We start from the raw sequence: 18525 nt of genomic DNA, 5'->3' as shown, positions 1-18525 counted from the left end.
TTATTCCGCCGGTTCCGGTTCGTCCAGTTGCGCCACCCGTGCGCCGGATTTGTTCGAGGTCACCACACCCAGCGATTTCAGTTTGCGGTGCAGCGCGCTGCGCTCCATCCCAACAAAGCTGGCGGTTCGGCTGATATTGCCGCCAAAGCGATTGATCTGGGTCAACAGGTATTCTCGTTCGAACGCCTCGCGCGCTTCGCGCAGCGGCAAGGTCGCAAGGGCCCCCGAAAGAACCACGCGGCCCGAATCGTCGGTCTTTTCCTCTTCTGCCGGCAGTTCCTTGGCCTCGATCGGCCCTGATTCATCACCTAGGATCAACACACGTTCGATCAGGTTCTTGAGCTGACGTACGTTGCCGGGCCAGGTCATGGTCTGCAGCAACGCCACGGCCTCTTCCGAGATTTCGCGCAGGGCCAGCCCCTGAGATTCGTTGCACATTTCAATGAAATGCTGTGCCAGAACCGGGATATCCTCGCGCCGCTCTTCCAGCGACGGCACCGCTATCGGCACCACGTTCAGGCGGTGGTAAAGTTCCTCGCGGAAGCGGTCAGCGCTGATCTCATGCTCCAGATCGCGGTTGGTGGAAGAGATCACCCGCAGATCAACCCGCACCTTGTCCGATCCGCCCACACGTTGAAACTGCTGGTCAACCAGCACGCGCAGGATCTTGGACTGGGTGCCCAGTGGCATATCCGCAACCTCGTCGAAGTAAACCACACCGCCATGGGCCTCCTCCAACAGACCGGATTCGATGCCGCGCTCCGAGGATTCGCGGCCGAACAGCACCTCTTCCACGCGTTCAGGTTCAATCCCGGCGCAGTTCACGGTCACGAAGGGCGCGTTGGCGCGGTTGGAATGAGCGTGAATATACCGCGCCGCGATTTCCTTGCCTGACCCGGCCGGACCGCTCAGCATCACACGGCCGTTGGACTTGGTCACCTTGTCCAACTGGCTCTGCATCGCGCGGAAAGCGGCAGATTTGCCAATCATGTCGGAACTGGTGACCTCTTTGCGCTTGAGCGACGCATTCTCGCGACGCAGGCGAGAGGTTTCCATCGCCCGGCGGATCACCACCATCAGTTGGTCGATATTGAAGGGCTTCTCGATAAAGTCGTAAGCGCCCTGTTTGATTGCCGCTACCGCAATTTCGATGTTGCCGTGGCCGGAAATGATCACCACCGGCACATCCGGGTTATCGCGTTTCACCGCTTTTAGAATGTCGATCCCGTCCATGCGGCTGTCCTTCAGCCAGATATCCAGAATCAACAGCCCCGGCGGTTCGGAATTGATCTCGGCCATGCACTCGTCCGAGTTGCCAGCCAGCCGGGTTGAATAGCCTTCGTCCTCCAGAATGTCGGACACCAGTTCGCGAATATCGCGTTCGTCATCTACGATCAGAATGTCGCTCATCTTTGGCCTGCTTTCAGTTTGTTTGTATGAATTGCCTGCTTCTGTGGCGCTGCGGTCGGAGAGAGATTACCCCCCGGCAAACGGATCACGGCCATCGCACCGAAATGGTCCTGTCCGTCAAAGACGGGCGCATCTTCCAGGGTGAGCGCTCCGCCATGTTCTTCGATGATCTTCTTGACGATGGGCAGGCCCAGCCCGGTGCCCTCGTCCCGTGTGGTCACATACGGCTCGAACAGGCGCGCCCGGTCTTCGGGCAGGCCAATGCCGTTGTCTGCAATGGTGATGACCGTCCCCGCATCGTCGCTGGTAACGTCCACTTTGATCTGTGGTTTCAGATTGTCTGGTGGGTCTTTTTTCTTCAAAGTCTCAATGGCCTCACCTGCGTTCTTGATCAGGTTGGTCAGCGCCTGATTCAGCATCGTCGCATCCAGATCCGCCAGGATCGGGTAATCCGGCAGAGTAGCGTCGATCTGAACATCCGGCTGCCCGGCTTGTTGCAACAACACCGCTTCGCGCACCAGTCCGACGACGTCTTCTTCGCGCCGGTCCGGCTCCGGCATCCGTGCGAACTTCGAGAACTCATCCACGATCCGCCGCAGGTCATTGGTCTGCCGCACGATCACGTCGGTCATGGATTCGAGGCTGTCACAATCCTCTTCATTCAGTTTGCGTGAGAATTTGCGTTTGATCCGCTCGGCGCTCAGCTGGATCGGGGTCAGCGGGTTCTTGATCTCGTGCGCGATGCGCCGCGCCACATCCCCCCACGCGGCCATACGCTGCGCGCTGACCAGATCGGTCACATCGTCGAACGCCACCACATACCCTTCAAGCCCGCCATCCTCTCCGCGTCGCGTCGCCATCCGAACCAGCAGGTTTTCCAACCGCCCTTTGCGTGTAACTTTAACCTCGCCCTGAACTGCTTCCTGCCCGCTATCCTTGAGGCTTTCAAACAGTGGAAGAAACTCTGGCACTGCGATACCAATCGAGAGCTTCTCGTCCACATGCGCCCAGTCCAGCAGACGTTCGGCCGAGCGGTTCACGAAAGTCACGCAGCCATCCGGATCAACCCCAACCACGCCAGACGTCACCGAGCTGAGAACCGAATCGAACAGGCGTCGACGGCGTTCGATCTGGCGGGTGTTTTCCAGCAGAGTGTCGCGTTGGCCTTTAAGTTGCCGGGTCATCTGGTTGAAATAACGGCCCAACATGGCGATCTCATCGTCACTGGCTTCTTCGATCACCTGCACACTCAGGTCACCGGCGCCAACGCGCTGCGCCGCCGTGGTCAGCCGCCCAACTGGGCGCGACAGGCGCTCGGCGAACCACATGCCCAGCGACATCGCCGCCAGAATCAGGATCACCGCAAAACTCAGGTACAAAAGACCGAACTCGAACAGCACCCGGCCCCGTTCACTTTCAAGCTGCTGATAAAACTGCACCGTCTCCTTGGTGTCGTCCAGCAACGTCAGCAACTGGCCATCTACCTCGCGGCTAACATAGAGATACCGGTCGAGATAGGCCTGCAATGGTACCAGCGCGCGAAACTCGCTGTTTTGCCAGTCTGCAATTATCAGCAAGCCATTATCCGTGGATTCGACCATCTGTTCGGGTGTGGGCGCTTCGTAATTGAACAGATAGGAACGATCACCGCGTGAGCGGATTTCCCCACTGCTGTCAATGACATAGGCTTCACGCAGACCCCGCTGGATTTGCGCCTGCCCCTGAGCCAGAACCTCTCGCAGTTCGGCATCCGAAATATAGTAGTCCCGCGCACGGGCTGCATCCAGGAATCGTGCCAGTACAACCGCGTCCTGCGTCAAACCCTCACGGTGTTCCTGCTCATAGGCCTCGGCTGCTGTCAGAGATGAACCCACAACCTCTCGTACGCGGTCCGAGAACCATCCCTCGAGACCGATATTCACCGTCAGGCCTGCAAAGATCGCAACAGTGACGGTCGGCACCAGGGCTAACAGCGTGAATGCGCCGATCAGCCGAAGGTGCAGACGGGAACCCGCCGATTTCGCTCGGCGGGCAGCGATCAGACTGCCGACCTGCCCCAGAACCAGCGCAGCGACGACAAGCACATAAACAAGGTCTGCAAGAAGGATCAGGCGCAGCGTGGGGGCCGTTGCCCCCAGATCAAACGGACCGATGACAAGATAGGTGGCAAGCGCCAAGGCAGGGCCTAGAAGAACCAGCCCCAAGGTGCCGAAATTGCGCAGTTTTCGGGATTTCCGCCACCGATTGATCGCCGGAATCGGCCCGCTCTGTGCCCGGGTTGCCACCGTCTGCCCTCATCCTGATGTGTCGCATGCGCGACGTACCGCCATATGTCGTGGTCCTTGCCGGGGGAGAACCCGGATGCCACGGTTTGTGTGGCGATATTACATCAGTTTGCGTCGACGTGTCACCTGAATATCGAGATCTGTAATTTTTTTCCGCAGGGTATTTCGATTGATCCCCAGCAAATCCGCACATTTCGCCTGATTTCCGCCGGTTGCGTCCAGCGCCAGTTCGATCAGCGGCGCCTCCACCTCACGCAGGATACGTTGATACAGACCCGGAGGCGGCAGCAAATTGCCGTGCAGGTCGAAATATCGACGCAGATGGCGCGCCACCGAGGCTGACAGTTTCTCGCGTTCGCCATCGCCTAGAACCGGTTCGGCCTCGGGCTGGCTACCCAGCACCATCTCGACCTCGGCCTTGGAGATTTCATCGGCGCGGCTGGTCAGGCTCAGACGGCGGATCGCGTTTTCCAACTGCCGCACATTGCCCGGCCAGGAATAGCGCCGCACCAGTTCCACCGCATCCGGGCTAAGCCAGCGTTTGGCGCCGTGCTCACGTTCTTCGCGCGCCAGAAAATGATCCGCCAGCAGGGTGATATCGTCGACTCTCTCCCGCAGGGCTGGCACATGCACGGTCGCGCCGCACAAGCGGTAGTAAAGGTCTTGCCGCACCCGACCGCTCTCCATCGCTTCGGTCAGGTCCGACTGGCTGGTGGCCATGAAACGCGGTACGTGATCGCCGGGTGTGTCCATCATTCGGACGATACGAGCCTGCAACTCGTCCTCAATATCCGCGATCTCATCGATCAGCAGCGTGCCGCCACGTACCCGTGCCATCACCCGCGCAGGGCCTTCCAGATCACGCAGATCACCAGCGGTGGCCGTAACAAACGGCAATGTGCGTCGGTCCGAGAAATCGTGAATAGCACGTGCGATCAAAGACTTACCGGTGCCACTTTCACCGGATATCATCACCGACAGATCGGTATTCATCACCCTTGCGACAAGCCGATACAGGGCCTGCATCACCGGAGTCCGCCCAACCAGAGGCAGTTCTTCCGGCCCGTCATCAGTAGTTTCCAACACTTCGGTCTGTACGCGCTGTTTCTGCTCCAGCGCCCGCGCGGTGCGTTTCATAAGATCGGGCAGATCGAACGGCTTGGGCAAATAGTCGTATGCATCGGCCTCCGCCGCCTGAATCGCCGTCATGATCGTGTTTTGGGCCGAGATCACGATGACCGGCAAGCCGGGCCGGTCCTGCGCAATCTTGGGCAGCATCTCTAACCCGTTGCCATCCGGCATGACCACGTCCGAGATCACCACGTCGCCCTTACCTTCCCCGACCCAGCGCATCAGCGTAGTCAACGAGGATGTGGCGTGAACCTTGCACCCGGCCCGCGTCAGGGCCTGAGTCAGAACGGTGCGGATCGTGCGATCGTCATCTGCGACCAGTACTGTGCCATCCATCGGGTGCTCTCCTTATATCGCTGCTCTTGTCGGCTGTTTCAGGTTGCGTCTTTCGGTGCTCGCCTCAGCGAGATGCGGAACACCGTGCGGCCCGGCACCGAGTCGGTGGAAATCCAGCCGTCATGGTCCGAGATGATCTTGCTCACCAGCGCCAACCCAAGGCCGGTGCCGTTTTCCTTGCCCGACACGAACGGGTCGAAGATATCGCTGCGAATCTTCTCGGGCAGGCCCGGGCCGTCATCGATGATCTCGATCTGCAGCGGCAGCGAATGGCCGGAACCGTCACTGCGGCGCAGTCGAAAGGAGTGTTCGAAATAAGTACGCAAGCGAATGGTGCCACCTTTGGAATCAGCGGCTTCCGAGGCGTTCTTGAGCAGGTTCAGCACCACCTGCAAGAACTGATCCGGGTCGCCATAGGCCAACGGTAGCGAAGGGTCGTAATCCTCGATGATCTTCATGTGCGCGCCAAACCCCAGCAGCGCCGAGCGTCGGGCACGATCCAGAACGTCGTGTATGTTGACTGGCTTGAAATCGGGCTGAGAAAGGTTACCAAACTGCTCGACCTGTTCCAACAGCTTCACGATACGGCGACTTTCGGCGACGATAAGATCAGTGAGTTCAAGGTCTTGCTGAGGAATATTCATGCTCAGCAACTGCGCCGCCCCGGTGATCCCGGCCAATGGATTCTTGATCTCATGCGCCAGCATCTCGGCCATGCCAATAGCGGATTGAGCGGCGGACTTGACCGTATTGCCTCGCGTCATCCGCCCCGCCAGTTCGCGCGGAGATATGATCATGATCATCGAGCCCGGATGCCCGACCAAAGGCGCGATCTGCAACGCGCATTGCAGCGGCGCACGGTTGCCCGACCCAGCATCCACGTCGTTGACGAACAGTGGCGTACTCTGCGCCCGCGCGCGCAAGAAGGCTTCTTCCAACGGCGCGTCCACGGCGATCTGGTCCCAGACCGGGTGCCCGATCACTGACTTGCGCGAGGCGTTCAGAAACCCCTCACCAGCCGAGTTCACGTCGGCAATCCGGTCCTCGGCGTCGATGATGAAGGCCGGAACCGGCAGCGAGGTCCAGATGCTTTGATCCGAAATCATGCCGCCACCTCAGTATCGGCGCTCAACGCGTCGCCTAGCAAGCGCAACACTTCATCCGTATCGCGTGAGGTCAGAACGGCGCGGCGCAGCGCGGGGGGCGTTCCGGCCTCTTCCATGTACCAGCCGAGATGCTTGCGCGCGACGCGCAGACCCAGATCAGAGCCGTAGAATTCGAGCATCGCCTGATAATGCGCGCGAACCATATCGATTAGTTCGTCGCCCGTGGGAATGTCAGGAGCCTCGGCGCCGTACAGGTCGTGGCAGATTTGCGCCAGCAGCCAGGGTTTGCCCTGCGCCCCGCGTCCGACCATGACCCCATCGGCCCCCGACTGATCCAAAGCCCTGCGCGCAGAGCCCGTATCCACAATGTCCCCGTTGGCGATGACCGGGATCGAGACCGCCTCTTTCACCGCCCGAATTGCGCGCCAGTCTGCGTGCCCTTTGTAAAACTGGCAGCGGGTGCGGCCATGGATTGTGACCATGCGGATACCGGCCTCCTGCGCTCGTCGCGCCACGTCAGGCGCGTTCAGCAGGGTGTCGTCCCAGCCCAAACGGGTCTTCAGCGTGACCGGCACATCGACGGCCTTAACCACCGCTTCGATCAGGGTTAGCGCGTGATCCGGCGTCTTCAACAGGGCAGATCCGGAATAGCCATTGGTCACCTTCTTGGCCGGGCAGCCCATGTTGATATCAATCACCCGCGCGCCGCGATCCGCCACCTGACGCGCGGCCTCGGCCATCCAATGCGCCTCGCGCCCCGCCAATTGTACAGCAGTGTTTTCCACATCCGCCGACAGTTCGGCCCGTTCGCGCACGCCGGGCTTGGCCTGCACCATCTCCTGACAGGCGACCATCTCGCTGACAACCAAGCCCGCGCCAAAGCGCATCACCAGATCACGGAACGGCCGGTCGGTGATTCCGGCCATCGGAGCCAGCAGCACCGGCGGGTTCAGGTCTTTTTCGGCGAGTTGAAGAGTCAACGTGCTTAATCCTTGGGCAGTTGTGGCTTTGATATCGAATTCAGCGCATATGAACAACAAAACGGCGGTCATCAAGCCCGCAAAATCATCACATGCCTAATTTTTAGGCAGGTTAGCGCGGGTGATTGCCTCTGCATTCACCGCACCCTAAACATTGCCCTCGAAACACCGGAGTAAATGCCCTCATGACCACCGCCGCCATCATTGTTGCCGCAGGACGCGGGCTGCGCGCCGGAGGGGGAATTCCCAAACAATGGCGCCAGCTGGCCGGGCGGCGCGTCGCAGACTGGACCATTGATCGGTTTCGAGGCCAAGTGGACCACATCGTGCTGGTCCTGTCGGAAGATGACAGCCCCGCGTGGGTTGAATTCGAAAACACCGACCTGATTCTGGCCAGTGGCGGCAGCGACAGGGCGGGGTCGGTCCGCAACGGCCTTGCTGCGCTTACAGAGCTTGCGGTCGATCATGTCCTTATACATGACGTCGCCCGCCCCTGTGTCGGATTGCAAACCATTCAACACGTTCTGGTCACACTGAAAACTCATTCCGCGGCGGCACCGGGATCGCCGGTGACGGATGCGCTCTGGACCGGGGACGGCGCTGTAGTAACAGGTACGCAGGATCGCTCGGGCCTGTTCGCCGCGCAGACACCGCAAGGCTTTCACTATGGTGCAATCGTTGCGGCACATAATGCTCATCCCGGAGGGGCTGCCGATGACGTCGAGGTCGCCCGCGCTGCCGGTCTGGACGTGGCCATAGTGCCGGGCGATGCGGATAACATCAAAATCACACGGCCCGAGGATTTTGCCCGGGCGGAACGCTTATTGGGAACGGATATGGATGTAAGGCTGGGAAACGGGTACGACGTGCATCGGTTTGGCGACGGAGATCACGTGATCCTTTGCGGCGTGACAGTGCCGCATGATCGCGGCCTGCAAGGGCATTCGGATGCCGACGTGGGGATGCACGCGGTGACAGACGCGATCTATGGCGCATTGGCACAGGGCGATATCGGTCAACACTTCCCGCCTTCAGATCCGCAATGGAAAGGCGCGGCCAGCGAGGTTTTCCTGCGTCACGCGGTCGAACTGGCCGAGGAGATGGGCTACCAGATTTCGAATGTCGATTGCACGCTGGTCTGTGAATACCCCAAGATCGGCCCCCACGCGCCTGCCATGCGGGAGGAGATGGCGCGGATCATGGGGCTGCGTGCCGATCAGGTCTCGGTCAAGGCGACCACGTCGGAACGTCTGGGCTTTACCGGCCGCAGTGAGGGAATTGCCTCGCTGGCCACAGCCTGTCTGGTGAAATCATGAATGCCGCGCGTTTGATCGGAACGGTCTTTGGCGTTGGATATCTGCGTCCGGCACCGGGCACATGGGGGTCTTTGGTCGCCCTGCCCTTGGCCTGGGTCTTGCATGTATTGGGTGGCTTCCCGTTACTGGTGATCGCGACCTTGGCCGTGTTTTTCGGCGGCCTCTGGGCAACCCGCGTGATGACCGCGGGCCAGGACAACCACGACCCGTCCGAGATCGTCATAGACGAGGTCGCCGGGCAATTCACCGCTCTGTGGGCGATATCCTATCCATCCTGGGCGCATGGGATCGAGATCACGGCGCTCTGGCCCGGCTGGATCGCCGGATTCTTGCTGTTCCGCCTGTTCGACATAACCAAACCCGGCCCGGTCGGCTGGGCTGACCGTCGCAACGATGCGATGGGCGTGATGCTCGATGATGTGATCGCAGGCGTCTTTGCCGGGGTCGGCGTGCTGATCCTTGCCGGTATCGCACACGGAGTACTGGGCCTGTGACCGTCGCCGAGCTTCTTGGCCGCGCCAAGGCGAAAGGCGTGATGATAGCCACCGCCGAAAGTTGCACCGGCGGCATGGTCGCCGCGGCGCTGACCGACATCCCCGGCAGTTCCGCCGTGGTCGAGCGGGGCTTTGTCACCTACACCAACACAGCCAAACAGCAGATGTTGGGTGTACGAGCCAAGACGCTGGCGGCGCATGGCGCGGTGTCTGAACAGGTCGCAGGCGAAATGGCCGAGGGCGCGCTGCGTAACTCGGATGCGCAACTCACCGTTTCGGTCACAGGTATTGCTGGCCCCGGCGGATCCGAGTTCAAACCCGAGGGCCGCGTCTGCTTTGGACTGGCCGTTGACGGTGTACCGACCCACACCGAAACGGTGGAGTTTGGCGCGCTCGGTCGCGACAACGTTCGTCATGCGGCGCGGGATCACGCGCTGGAACTGCTTTCAAAAGGGCTTTTTACTACCGCCCAAAAATAAGGCATCATACACATTATGGCGCGCATTTAATCACCAGTTAACAAAAAGCCGCCAAAACAGGCGCAAACAATCGCGTCTGCCTCTTTTTTCCCCGACCTCTCTCCGCTTCATGGCACCACGCAAGCTGAAGAGGAGACCGGCCGATGAATGGAGCCGATACCGCCTGGATCATAGTGGCAACCGCCCTGGTCCTGTTCATGACACTGCCGGGACTGGCCCTGTTTTATGGTGGCCTCGTGCGGGCCCGCAACGTGCTGAGCGTCTTTATGCACTGCTTTAGCATCGCCTGCCTTATGAGCATCCTGTGGCTGGTCGCAGGATATTCCATCGCATTCGGCGACGGCGGGTCGGGCCTGTGGGGCGGTCTGGGTAAGGCCTTCCTGAACGGTGTCGATGCTGACAGCCTGTCCGGCACCCTGCCCGAGGTTCTGTTCTTTGCCTTCCAGATGACCTTTGCCATCATCACCCCGGCCCTGATCGTCGGTGCCTATGTGGAACGCGTGGGCTATGGCTTTGTCCTGATGTTCTCGGCTCTTTGGATGCTTTTGTGCTACGCGCCCGTCGTTCACTGGATCTGGGGCGGCGGCATCCTGACCGATGGCGGAATCCTGGGTGAGGTCGGTGTCCGCGACTTTGCAGGCGGCATCGTGGTGCACGAAACCGCCGGTCTCGCCGCGTTGATCATCGCCGTCATCCTCGGGCCGCGCCGCAACCGCACCACCCCTCCACACAACCCCGGTTTTGTTATGATCGGCGCCGCGATGCTGTGGGTTGGCTGGTTCGGCTTCAATGGCGGATCGCAACTGGCGGCCGATGGCGGCGCTGCGATGGCGATGACCGTGACACATATCTCGGCCGCGACCGCCTCTCTGAGCTGGGCGCTGTATGAACGCATCAAATATGGCAAGGCCTCGATGGTGGGTCTGGTGACCGGTACAATCGCGGGTCTGGCCTCGATCACCCCGGCCTCGGGCTATGTCGATCCGGTGCAGGCATTGATTATCGGTGCTGTGGCTGGCGTCCTATGTCAGGAAGCCGTGAACGTTATCCGCAACATGCTTAACATCGACGATACGCTGGACGTGTTCGCGGTACACGGTGTGGGTGGCATCTTCGGTACCATCATGATCGCCGTCTTTGGTCTGGGTGCTTGGACCGCGCAACTCGGCGGGCTGGTGATCGTAGGTGCCTTTACGTCAGTTGTCACATTTGTGTTGATCAAGGTGGTTGCGCTGATCACGCCGCTTCGCGTAGACGCAGAGACTGAAACAAACGGGCTCGATCTGTCGGCACATGGCGAGCGGGCCTACGATATGAGCAGCTGAGCCCACCTTGGCTGCCACCTGCCCGCGAGGGCCAAAGCGGACCTCTTGAAGGGGTCCGCTTTTCTTTTGCGCGCAAGCCTCTCGACTCTGGGTCAAGGGTCAGGCTATCAGCCCGCAACGTCATATTGTCCCGAGGTTGCACCATGATCCCCAGTTCCTTCCCCGATAGCACCGAAATCGCCCATCTGACCGCGCGGATGCTGCTGGAGATCAAGGCCGTTCACTTCAATTCGCGCGAGCCGTTCACATTGGCCAGTGGCCTGCCCAGCCCAACCTATATCGACTGCCGCAAGCTGATCTCGTACCCGCGTATCCGCTCAACCCTGATGGACTTCCTGACAGTTACCGTGATGCGTGACGCGGGGTTCGAGGCGTTCGACAATATCGCTGGTGGGGAGACTGCTGGCATCCCCTTTGCCGCTATGGTCGCCGAGCGCATGGCTCTGCCGATGACCTATGTGCGCAAAAAGCCCAAGGGCTACGGCCGCAACGCCCGTATCGAAGGCGCGATGAGCGAAGGCGAGCGTGTTCTGCTGGTCGAGGACCTGACCACCGATGGCGGCTCGAAACTGTCCTTTGTGGATGCAATCCGCGAAACCGGCGCGACCTGCGGGCATACAGCGGTGATTTTCTACTACGGCATCTTCCCCGAGACCGAAAAAACCCTCGGCGATCATGGTGTAAAACTGCATCACCTGTGCACATGGTGGGATGTTCTGGCCGAGGCCAAGGCGCAGAAAGCCTTTGACCAAGAGACACTTGATGGCGTCGAGGCCTTCCTGAACGACCCGCGCGGATGGCAGGAAGCCATCAAAAGCTGACGCAACGGCACCTGTTGAACAGTGTCAAGCACCGTCCGACAGGTCAGTGAAAACCACACAATATGTTGACGGCGGTCCCATTCATGTTTCAACATGATGGGGTCCGGAGATATGCACAGTCTATCCCCAGAAACATACAATTTGCCCCGACTCACGGGGCTCGGTTATGGACAGTGCCCAACAGGCATAGAGAGCAGCAATGAACGAGATCAGCAGCATCGAGCAGGCAGCGGCGCAGATTCAAAATGCCGAAACCATGCCGCATTCTATTGAAGCCGAGCAGCAGCTTCTGGGTGCGATCCTGACCAATAACGACCTCTATGACCGGGTGGCCTCGGTCATCGGGTCGGAACATTTCTATGACCCGGTCCACGCCCGCATCTACGAGGTTGCAGCCAATCGCATCGCCAAGAATGCGCTGGCCTCTCCGGTGACGCTGAAATCCTTTATGGCCGAGGATGAGGGCCTGAAGGAACTGGGCGGACCGGCCTATCTGGTCAAACTGGCCGGTGCCTCGATCAGTGCCTTTGCCGTGCACGACTACGCCCAGATGATCTATGACCTCGCCATCCGGCGCGAGCTGATCCGCCTGGGTCGGGATATCTCGGACAAGGCGGCGCGGGTCGATGTGTCCAGCGAGCCGAAAGAACAAATCGTCGAGGCCGAACAGCAGCTTTATCAGTTATCCGAGCAGGGCCAGACCGAACAGGGATTTCAATCCTTCCTCAAGGCGGTCACAGAAGCCGTCAACGTCACCAATGAAGCGTACCAGCGCGGCGGTGGCATGGCGGGGATCTCTACCGGTCTGGCCGACTTGGACAAACAGTTGGGTGGCCTGCACCCGTCTGATCTGATCATCCTGGCGGGTCGCCCATCGATGGGGAAAACCTCACTTGCAACCAACGTGGCCTTCAACGTGGCCAAGGCGTACAAGCGCGGCACCAAGCCCGACGGCAGCGAAGGCGCGATTGACGGCGGCGTAGTCGGGTTCTTTTCGTTGGAAATGAGCGCCGAACAGTTGGCAGGCCGGGTCCTGGCCGAGGCTTCCGAGATCTCCTCGCACAAAATCCGGCAGGGAGACATGACCGAGGCCGAGTTCCGCCGTTTTGTGGACGCCGCCAAGGAATTGGAAGCCTGCCCTCTGTTCATCGACGACACCCCTGCCCTGCCGATCTCGCAGCTTGCCGCCCGCGCACGGCGGTTGAAGCGAACCCACGGGCTGGACTTGCTGGTGATCGACTACCTGCAGCTCTGCCGTGGCATGGCCGATAATCGGGTCAACGAAATCGCCGAGATATCGATGGGCATGAAGGCCATCGCCAAGGAACTGAACATCCCGGTCATCGCGCTGTCCCAGCTGTCGCGTCAGGTCGAAAACCGCGATGACAAGCGCCCGCAACTATCAGACCTGCGGGAATCCGGCTCGATCGAACAGGATGCCGACGTGGTGATGTTCGTATTCCGCGAAGAGTACTACAAGGAACGCGAAAAACCCGGTGATCACGAACTGGAAAAGATGGAAGAATGGAAGCAGGCCATGGAACGCCTGCATGGCAAGGCCGAAGTCATCGTCGGCAAACAGCGTCACGGTCCCATCGGCACGGTCGAGCTGTCCTTCGAGGCGCAGTTCACCCGCTTCGGCAATCTGGTCAAACCCTGGCAGCAGGACGGCCAGATCGAGAGCTACTGATCTACCACAACTCGGGCCTGTTGAACGCGCTGACACAGCGCGAAGGGCCTTCAATTGGCGTCTCATTACCCCGCAAAGATTGCCCGATCCATCCATGTGGCATACTCAGCGGCATGGGCGGTTGAGCGTCCGCTTCGGTCATCGGCTGAAACCCGGTTTTGCAGTAGAAGGCCGGGTCGCCGTAAGTCACGACAAAATCCACACCATGCAGGCGCAACTGCTCTAGCCCGAAACCGATCAGCTTTTGACCGACCCCTGATTTCTGCCGATCAGTCCGCACCGCCACCGGAGACATCAGGAACACCTTTCGCGGGTCCTGATCATAGTGAAGCCGAGAAAACAGGATACACCCGGCCAGCACGTCGCGGTCCACGGCCAGAACGCCCAGCAGATCCTCCCCGGGGGTCGTGTTCAAAAGATCTGCCGCCAAAGCTCCGACCACGCGCCCTTCGTCCTCGCCCTCGGACGCGGTAAAGACATCCCGAAACAGTCCCGGCAACTCAGCGGCTCTGGCCTTGTAGTCAGCGGTCAGGTTCAACATATTCCGCTCCAATTCAGCAACATCGACAGTCCCCTTCAATGCCCGCAGTTGATCACAGCGCGAACACAATGGCGATACTCAGTGCAAGGCCATAAAGGCCTTTTTTCGCCAAGGCCTTGCGACACTGGCCAAAAGCTGCGCGGTATCGCAACGATATGCACAAGAATTGCCGTATTCCCCCTTGACCTGCCGCGCTCCAATGTCATGAACAGCACCATGAGTACCGCACGTTTGACGATCAATCTTCAGGCGCTGGCCAGCAACTGGCGGGCGCTCAACGCAAAAACGGATGTCGAGACCGGCGCCGTGGTCAAAGCCGATGCCTATGGCCTGGGGGCTGGGCCGGTGTCCGCGACCCTTGCCGAGGAAGGCGTTCGCAAGTTTTTTGTTGCCGTTGCGGAAGAAGGTGTCGTCGTGCGCAAGGCCATTGGCGCCGGCCCCATGATCGGCGTGTTCTCGGGCCATATGGAGGGTGACACCGACCTGCTGCGCGCTCATGACCTGACGCCGCTGATCAATTCACCCGAACAATTTCTGCGCCACCAACAAGCACTGCCGGATCGCCCCTTTGGCATTCAGCTGGACAGCGGTATGAACCGACTGGGTCTGGAACCGGCAGAATGGGCCGAACTGCGCCCCAAGGCCGAGCCGTTGAACCCGGCGGTGGTCATGTCGCACCTGGCTTGTTCGGATGAACCCGACCACCCGATGAACCGCCAGCAACTGAAAACCTTCCACGAGATGACGGACGGCGTCACCGCCCCCCGGTCTCTGGCGGCCACGGGCGGCACGTTGTTGGGACCCGAATTCCATTTCGACTTCTGCCGCCCCGGTGTCGGCCTTTACGGAGGCATGCCCTTTGCCGACGCCAAGCCCGTGGTGACTGTCGATCTGCCCGTCATTCAGGTACGCGCAGTCGAGGTCGGAGAAACCGTCGGCTACGGCAACAGCTGGATTGCCCGTCGCCCATCGCGCATCGCGACCGTGGCAGCAGGTTATGCCGACGGTCTGCACCGTGCCATAGGCGGCGGTATTGACACATTCGCTAGCGGTAAGCCCTGCCCAGTGGTTGGCCGGATCTCGATGGATCTGATCACCGTCGACGTTACCGACCTGCCCGAAGACCCTGAACGCCTGCGCATTCTGAACGGTCACCAAACCGTCGATGATCTGGCCGAAGCCGCGGGCACCATCGGCTATGAAATCCTCACCTCGCTTGGCGCGCGCTTTTCTAGGGGTTACGTGGAATGAACCCGCTCAACCTGCTGGGCGGTCTGGGCCGGGCGGTCCTGGCGCTGTTCGCCACCTTCGGCAAAGTCGCGCTGTTTTCGGTGGATGCGATCTCGCACATCTTCCGCCCGCCTTACTACCCGCGAGAGTTTGTCGTTGCGCTGATGAATATCGGCTGGCTGTCGCTGCCGGTTGTTGGCATGACGGCCATCTTCACCGGTGGCGCTCTGGCCCTGCAAATCTACGCTGGTGGCGCCCGTTTCAACGCCGAGGCCGTGGTACCACAAATCGTCGCCATCGGAATGGTACGCGAACTGGGGCCCGTTCTGGTCGGCCTGATGATCGCGGCACGCGTGACCTCTTCCATCGCGGCCGAGATCGCCACCATGAAAGTGACCGAGCAGATCGACGCGCTGGTCACCCTGTCCACCCACCCGATGAAATACCTGACCGCCCCGCGCGTTCTGGCCGCGCTGATCACCGTTCCGCTGCTGGTCGGGATCGGAGACATCATCGGCATCGCAGGCGGCTATGCGGTCGCGACACAGAATTTGGGTTTCAATCCGGCAAACTACCTGTCGAACACGGTCAATTTCCTTGAAGCTCGTGACATCGTTTCATCGCTTGTCAAAGGGGCCGCTTTCGGCCTGATCGCAGCGATCATGGGCTGCTATTACGGTATGGATTCGGGCCGCGGCGCGCAGGGTGTGGGCCGCGCCACCAAGTCCTCGGTCGAATCCGCCGCCATCATGATTCTGGCCGCCAACTTCATTCTGACAGGGGTGTTCTTCTCGCTATGATCCGGATGGAGAATGTACATAAGACATTTGGCGATAATAAGGTTCTGCAAGGCATGAACCTTGAGATCCCCCAAGGCACTTCGATGGTCATCATCGGCGGTTCTGGCACCGGTAAATCCGTGGCGCTGAAATGTATCCTGGGCCTGATCAAGCCCGACAGTGGCATGATCTACGTGAACGGCAAGGACGCGACCAAGGGCGACCGCGATAAGTTTCTGGCTCGCTTCGGGATGCTGTTTCAGGGCGCGGCCCTGTTTGACTCGCTGCCCGTCTGGCAGAATGTCAGCTTCCGCCTGTTGCGCGGCCCGTTGAAGCGCCCGCCGGAATACGCCCGCGAGATCGCCATCGAGAAACTGCGCCGCGTGGGTTTGAAATCCGACGTGGCCGACCGGTTTCCGTCGGAGTTGTCCGGTGGGATGCAGAAACGCGTCGGCCTCGCCCGCGCCATCGCTGCCGAGCCCGAGATCATTTTCTTCGACGAGCCTACCACAGGTCTGGACCCGATCATGTCCGGCGTCATCAACGATCTTATCCGCGAGATCGTGACCGAGATGGGCGCCACCGCGATGACCATCACACACGACATGAGTTCCGTCCGCGCGATTGCCGACAACGTCGCCATGCTGCACGGGGGCGTCATCCAGTGGACCGGCCCGGTCAGCCAGATGGATGCTTCGGGTGATCCTTATGTCGAGCAGTTCATCAGTGGGAGTGCGGAAGGGCCTATTGAGGCGGTGCGATGATGAATTCAACCCAAATTTTTTTCTTTTCGTTGCCGGGAATTTACTTCAACTCAGTTTTGATCGTCTGGTTCATCACAATCTTTTCAATACATGGTTTGATTTTCTCTCCAATTCGCGCATTCAAAACCATGAAACCGGTAATGAAAGCGCTTTTGTACGGCTTCATTCCCGGCGCATTGATTTCGAACGTAATCGCGTTTAGTTCGGATTCTGTAAGTATACTCGCGACACTTCCAGCCGTTATCGGTGTCGCTGTTTCTGCATATATTCTTCACAAAGAGCTATTCATAATATCACTGAACGCCCGCAGAACTGCCATTTTTGTTGCCGTGTTTTTTGTTCTCATGGCTGTTTTGTTTGGGTGGAGTGCCTTCAGGCTGCAGCAAGTCAATCTGACATGACCCTCCGCCTCGCCACCCTCTCGCTCCTGATCCTCTACCCCATCGCGTGGTTCGCCCCACTGATGCGCGCTGGCCTGTTGCCGATCTTCGGCCTGTCGGAAATCAGCGTCATCACCGGCCTGCAATCCCTATGGAAATCGGACATCTTTCTGGCGCTGATCGTCACCATCTTCGCTCTCTTCGCACCCTATATCAAAACCATCGGCACCGCTCTGATCCAATGGGACTTGCTGGACGCACGCGTCCAACCCGCGCTCAACATCCTCGGGAAACTGGCCATGGCCGACATCTTTCTGATCGCGCTCTACATCACGCTGGCCAAAGGAATCTCTTACGCAACTATTGAAACCGCATGGGGCCTCTACCTGTTCACGGCCTGTATTCTGGCCTCAATCGCATTGGGCCACATTACCGAAATGACACGCAGATCACGAAATTCTCAGAGCTAATTGATTGAAAACATTTATCTGAGTATCATTATTATATTTCGAGCAGCAAAAATTTGTAGTTTACGGGTCCGCAGCGGATCATTCTGTGTGTTTTAGGTGTCTCCGCTTGGGCTTGGTGTTAACCGGTTCCAGAAGGAGTTCGTCAATCATGACCGCCCTCCATACTATCACATTGCAATTTCAGAATGCCTTTTTAAAACTGACTTTTTTCCTGATATGCTCAACCGCTTTGCTATCCGTCTCAGCCACACTTCTGTCCGCTTTGGGAGTTTTACCTTGGCTCTCGATTCAAGCCGGGTTCGGTGACGGCACGGTAACCGATGCCGGGATGTACGTTCAGATCGGCCTGACCGCGCTGATTCTGATGCTGGCGTTCTACCTGCCAGCCAATGCGCGGATGATGGCGTTGGAAAACAACCATCGAAAGTTCGCGCTGAACATGCATGACATCTCGTCGGCTTATCAGATGGCCCATGCGACCGATCGCGAAGGACTGTTCATGATGTCGTCCGAATTCGACGCTGTCAAAGAGCGGATGGCCTTCTTGCGCCAGCACCCTGACCTTCAATCGCTTGAGCCTGAGATACTGGAGCTTGCAGCTCAGATGAGCCAGATCAGTCACGAACTGGCCGAGACCTATGGCGACGTCCGGGTCAACCGCGCGCGAACCTTCCTGCAGCAACGCCAGGAAGAGATCGAGCTGTTCCAGAAGCGGCTCGAAGAGGCCCGGGTAATCCAGAGCGAACTGCGCCAATGGACGCGGGATGTCGAGTTGGAAGAATCCATCGCCAAATCGCAGCTATCCCGTTTGCGTGATGAACTCTTTGAACTGCTGCCCGAGTTGTCGGCCCAGTTGCAGACCCCTCCGAAGGACAAGACCTCCAAAGCGTCCAGCGTTGTTGCCATGTCGCGACCGCCCCGCGCCGCGGAATAGGTGCGACAGCACCCGCCGCGGACGATGGTCCCGTTTGGGGGCCTGAGGACGCGG

Annotated in this window: 18 protein-coding genes; 12 read left to right on the top strand and 6 right to left on the bottom strand. The window is 59.5% G+C overall.

The features are described from left to right. The 5 genes from ntrX to dusB form a co-directional block, all read right to left on the bottom strand. Complete coding sequence (gene ntrX / locus ACR0IM_RS01535) at window positions 1-1410, bottom strand: nitrogen assimilation response regulator NtrX (RefSeq protein ID WP_480589322.1); 1410 nt, start codon at window positions 1408-1410, stop codon at window positions 1-3. Beyond that, window positions 1407-3695, bottom strand: coding sequence for a sensor histidine kinase NtrY-like (locus tag ACR0IM_RS01530; RefSeq protein WP_480589325.1), 2289 nt, complete (start codon window positions 3693-3695; stop codon window positions 1407-1409). The genes ntrX and ACR0IM_RS01530 overlap by 4 nt, the downstream gene beginning before the upstream one ends. Window positions 3696-3794: 99 nt before the next feature. Then, on the bottom strand, window positions 3795-5162 hold the full coding sequence (locus ACR0IM_RS01525; protein WP_480589327.1) for a response regulator: 1368 nt from the start codon (window positions 5160-5162) through the stop codon (window positions 3795-3797). Between the two features lie 38 nt (window positions 5163-5200). Beyond that, complete coding sequence (locus ACR0IM_RS01520; protein ID WP_480589330.1) at window positions 5201-6268, bottom strand: two-component system sensor histidine kinase NtrB; 1068 nt, start codon at window positions 6266-6268, stop codon at window positions 5201-5203. Then, on the bottom strand, window positions 6265-7248 hold the full coding sequence (gene dusB / locus ACR0IM_RS01515; protein ID WP_480680620.1) for a tRNA dihydrouridine synthase DusB: 984 nt from the start codon (window positions 7246-7248) through the stop codon (window positions 6265-6267). Before dusB ends, ACR0IM_RS01520 begins: the two co-directional genes overlap by 4 nt. A 185-nt stretch (window positions 7249-7433) precedes the next feature. On the opposite strand from dusB, the gene ACR0IM_RS01510 reads away from it, so the two are divergent. The 6 genes from ACR0IM_RS01510 (at window position 7434) to ACR0IM_RS01485 (ending at window position 13373) form a co-directional block, all read left to right on the top strand. Then, complete coding sequence (locus tag ACR0IM_RS01510) at window positions 7434-8564, top strand: bifunctional 2-C-methyl-D-erythritol 4-phosphate cytidylyltransferase/2-C-methyl-D-erythritol 2,4-cyclodiphosphate synthase (protein ID WP_480680619.1); 1131 nt, start codon at window positions 7434-7436, stop codon at window positions 8562-8564. Then, the gene (locus tag ACR0IM_RS01505; RefSeq protein ID WP_480680618.1) at window positions 8561-9058 is read left to right on the top strand and encodes a phosphatidylglycerophosphatase A family protein; all 498 of its coding nucleotides are present in this window, start codon (window positions 8561-8563) and stop codon (window positions 9056-9058) included. The genes ACR0IM_RS01510 and ACR0IM_RS01505 overlap by 4 nt, the downstream gene beginning before the upstream one ends. Continuing rightward, the gene (locus ACR0IM_RS01500; protein WP_480680617.1) at window positions 9055-9537 is read left to right on the top strand and encodes a CinA family protein; all 483 of its coding nucleotides are present in this window, start codon (window positions 9055-9057) and stop codon (window positions 9535-9537) included. Before ACR0IM_RS01505 ends, ACR0IM_RS01500 begins: the two co-directional genes overlap by 4 nt. A 143-nt stretch (window positions 9538-9680) precedes the next feature. After that, window positions 9681-10862 carry an ammonium transporter gene (locus tag ACR0IM_RS01495; protein WP_480589343.1) on the top strand — a complete coding sequence of 394 codons (1182 nt, stop codon included), beginning with the start codon at window positions 9681-9683 and terminating at the stop codon, window positions 10860-10862. Window positions 10863-11005: 143 nt separating this feature from the next. Next, window positions 11006-11683 (top strand): orotate phosphoribosyltransferase, encoded by a 678-nt coding sequence (locus ACR0IM_RS01490; protein ID WP_480680616.1) that lies wholly within the window; start codon window positions 11006-11008, stop codon window positions 11681-11683. A 199-nt stretch (window positions 11684-11882) separates the two neighbouring features. Continuing rightward, the gene (locus ACR0IM_RS01485; protein ID WP_480589348.1) at window positions 11883-13373 is read left to right on the top strand and encodes a replicative DNA helicase; all 1491 of its coding nucleotides are present in this window, start codon (window positions 11883-11885) and stop codon (window positions 13371-13373) included. 1 nt (window position 13374) lies between these two features. Here ACR0IM_RS01485 and ACR0IM_RS01480 read toward each other — a convergent pair whose 3' ends face one another. Next, window positions 13375-13914 carry a GNAT family N-acetyltransferase gene (locus ACR0IM_RS01480; protein ID WP_480680615.1) on the bottom strand — a complete coding sequence of 180 codons (540 nt, stop codon included), beginning with the start codon at window positions 13912-13914 and terminating at the stop codon, window positions 13375-13377. A 216-nt stretch (window positions 13915-14130) separates the two neighbouring features. On the opposite strand from ACR0IM_RS01480, the gene alr reads away from it, so the two are divergent. From alr to ACR0IM_RS01450, 6 genes are all read left to right on the top strand, one after another. Beyond that, window positions 14131-15165: an alanine racemase gene (gene alr, locus ACR0IM_RS01475; protein ID WP_480680614.1), complete on the top strand. Its 1035-nt coding sequence runs from the start codon at window positions 14131-14133 to the stop codon at window positions 15163-15165. Next, a complete protein-coding gene (locus ACR0IM_RS01470) occupies window positions 15162-15944 on the top strand; it encodes an MlaE family ABC transporter permease (RefSeq protein WP_480589355.1) in 783 nt (260 codons plus the stop codon). The genes alr and ACR0IM_RS01470 overlap by 4 nt, the downstream gene beginning before the upstream one ends. Next, window positions 15941-16687, top strand: coding sequence for an ABC transporter ATP-binding protein (locus ACR0IM_RS01465; protein ID WP_480680613.1), 747 nt, complete (start codon window positions 15941-15943; stop codon window positions 16685-16687). Before ACR0IM_RS01470 ends, ACR0IM_RS01465 begins: the two co-directional genes overlap by 4 nt. Further along, window positions 16684-17088 carry a hypothetical protein gene (locus ACR0IM_RS01460; protein ID WP_480680612.1) on the top strand — a complete coding sequence of 135 codons (405 nt, stop codon included), beginning with the start codon at window positions 16684-16686 and terminating at the stop codon, window positions 17086-17088. The genes ACR0IM_RS01465 and ACR0IM_RS01460 overlap by 4 nt, the downstream gene beginning before the upstream one ends. Further along, entirely contained in the window at window positions 17085-17537 is a 453-nt protein-coding gene (locus tag ACR0IM_RS01455; RefSeq protein ID WP_480680611.1) for a paraquat-inducible protein A, read from the top strand. The genes ACR0IM_RS01460 and ACR0IM_RS01455 overlap by 4 nt, the downstream gene beginning before the upstream one ends. A gap of 148 nt (window positions 17538-17685) precedes the next feature. Beyond that, window positions 17686-18471, top strand: a complete 786-nt coding sequence (locus ACR0IM_RS01450) for a DNA repair protein (RefSeq protein ID WP_480680610.1) — start codon at window positions 17686-17688, stop codon at window positions 18469-18471. The last annotated feature ends 54 nt before the right edge of the window (window positions 18472-18525 follow it).

This window comes from Ruegeria sp. BF6 (assembly GCF_056538665.1).
The sequence above is the reverse complement of the archived record's forward strand: the minus strand, read 5'-3'. Positions and strand labels throughout refer to the sequence as shown.

Excerpts from the sequence above, each read along its gene's own strand:
- ntrX (WP_480589322.1), bottom strand. The coding sequence starts at position 1,410 with ATGAGCGACATTCTGATCGTAGATGACGAACGCGATATTCGCGAACTG.
- ACR0IM_RS01525 (WP_480589327.1), bottom strand. The coding sequence starts at position 5,162 with ATGGATGGCACAGTACTGGTCGCAGATGACGATCGCACGATCCGCACC.
- ACR0IM_RS01520 (WP_480589330.1), bottom strand. The coding sequence starts at position 6,268 with ATGATTTCGGATCAAAGCATCTGGACCTCGCTGCCGGTTCCGGCCTTC.
- ACR0IM_RS01510 (WP_480680619.1), top strand. The coding sequence starts at position 7,434 with ATGACCACCGCCGCCATCATTGTTGCCGCAGGACGCGGGCTGCGCGCC.
- ACR0IM_RS01505 (WP_480680618.1), top strand. The coding sequence starts at position 8,561 with ATGAATGCCGCGCGTTTGATCGGAACGGTCTTTGGCGTTGGATATCTG.
- ACR0IM_RS01495 (WP_480589343.1), top strand. The coding sequence starts at position 9,681 with ATGAATGGAGCCGATACCGCCTGGATCATAGTGGCAACCGCCCTGGTC.
- ACR0IM_RS01490 (WP_480680616.1), top strand. The coding sequence starts at position 11,006 with ATGATCCCCAGTTCCTTCCCCGATAGCACCGAAATCGCCCATCTGACC.
- ACR0IM_RS01485 (WP_480589348.1), top strand. The coding sequence starts at position 11,883 with ATGAACGAGATCAGCAGCATCGAGCAGGCAGCGGCGCAGATTCAAAAT.
- ACR0IM_RS01480 (WP_480680615.1), bottom strand. The coding sequence starts at position 13,914 with ATGTTGAACCTGACCGCTGACTACAAGGCCAGAGCCGCTGAGTTGCCG.
- alr (WP_480680614.1), top strand. The coding sequence starts at position 14,131 with ATGAGTACCGCACGTTTGACGATCAATCTTCAGGCGCTGGCCAGCAAC.
- ACR0IM_RS01470 (WP_480589355.1), top strand. The coding sequence starts at position 15,162 with ATGAACCCGCTCAACCTGCTGGGCGGTCTGGGCCGGGCGGTCCTGGCG.
- ACR0IM_RS01465 (WP_480680613.1), top strand. The coding sequence starts at position 15,941 with ATGATCCGGATGGAGAATGTACATAAGACATTTGGCGATAATAAGGTT.
- ACR0IM_RS01460 (WP_480680612.1), top strand. The coding sequence starts at position 16,684 with ATGATGAATTCAACCCAAATTTTTTTCTTTTCGTTGCCGGGAATTTAC.
- ACR0IM_RS01455 (WP_480680611.1), top strand. The coding sequence starts at position 17,085 with ATGACCCTCCGCCTCGCCACCCTCTCGCTCCTGATCCTCTACCCCATC.
- ACR0IM_RS01450 (WP_480680610.1), top strand. The coding sequence starts at position 17,686 with ATGACCGCCCTCCATACTATCACATTGCAATTTCAGAATGCCTTTTTA.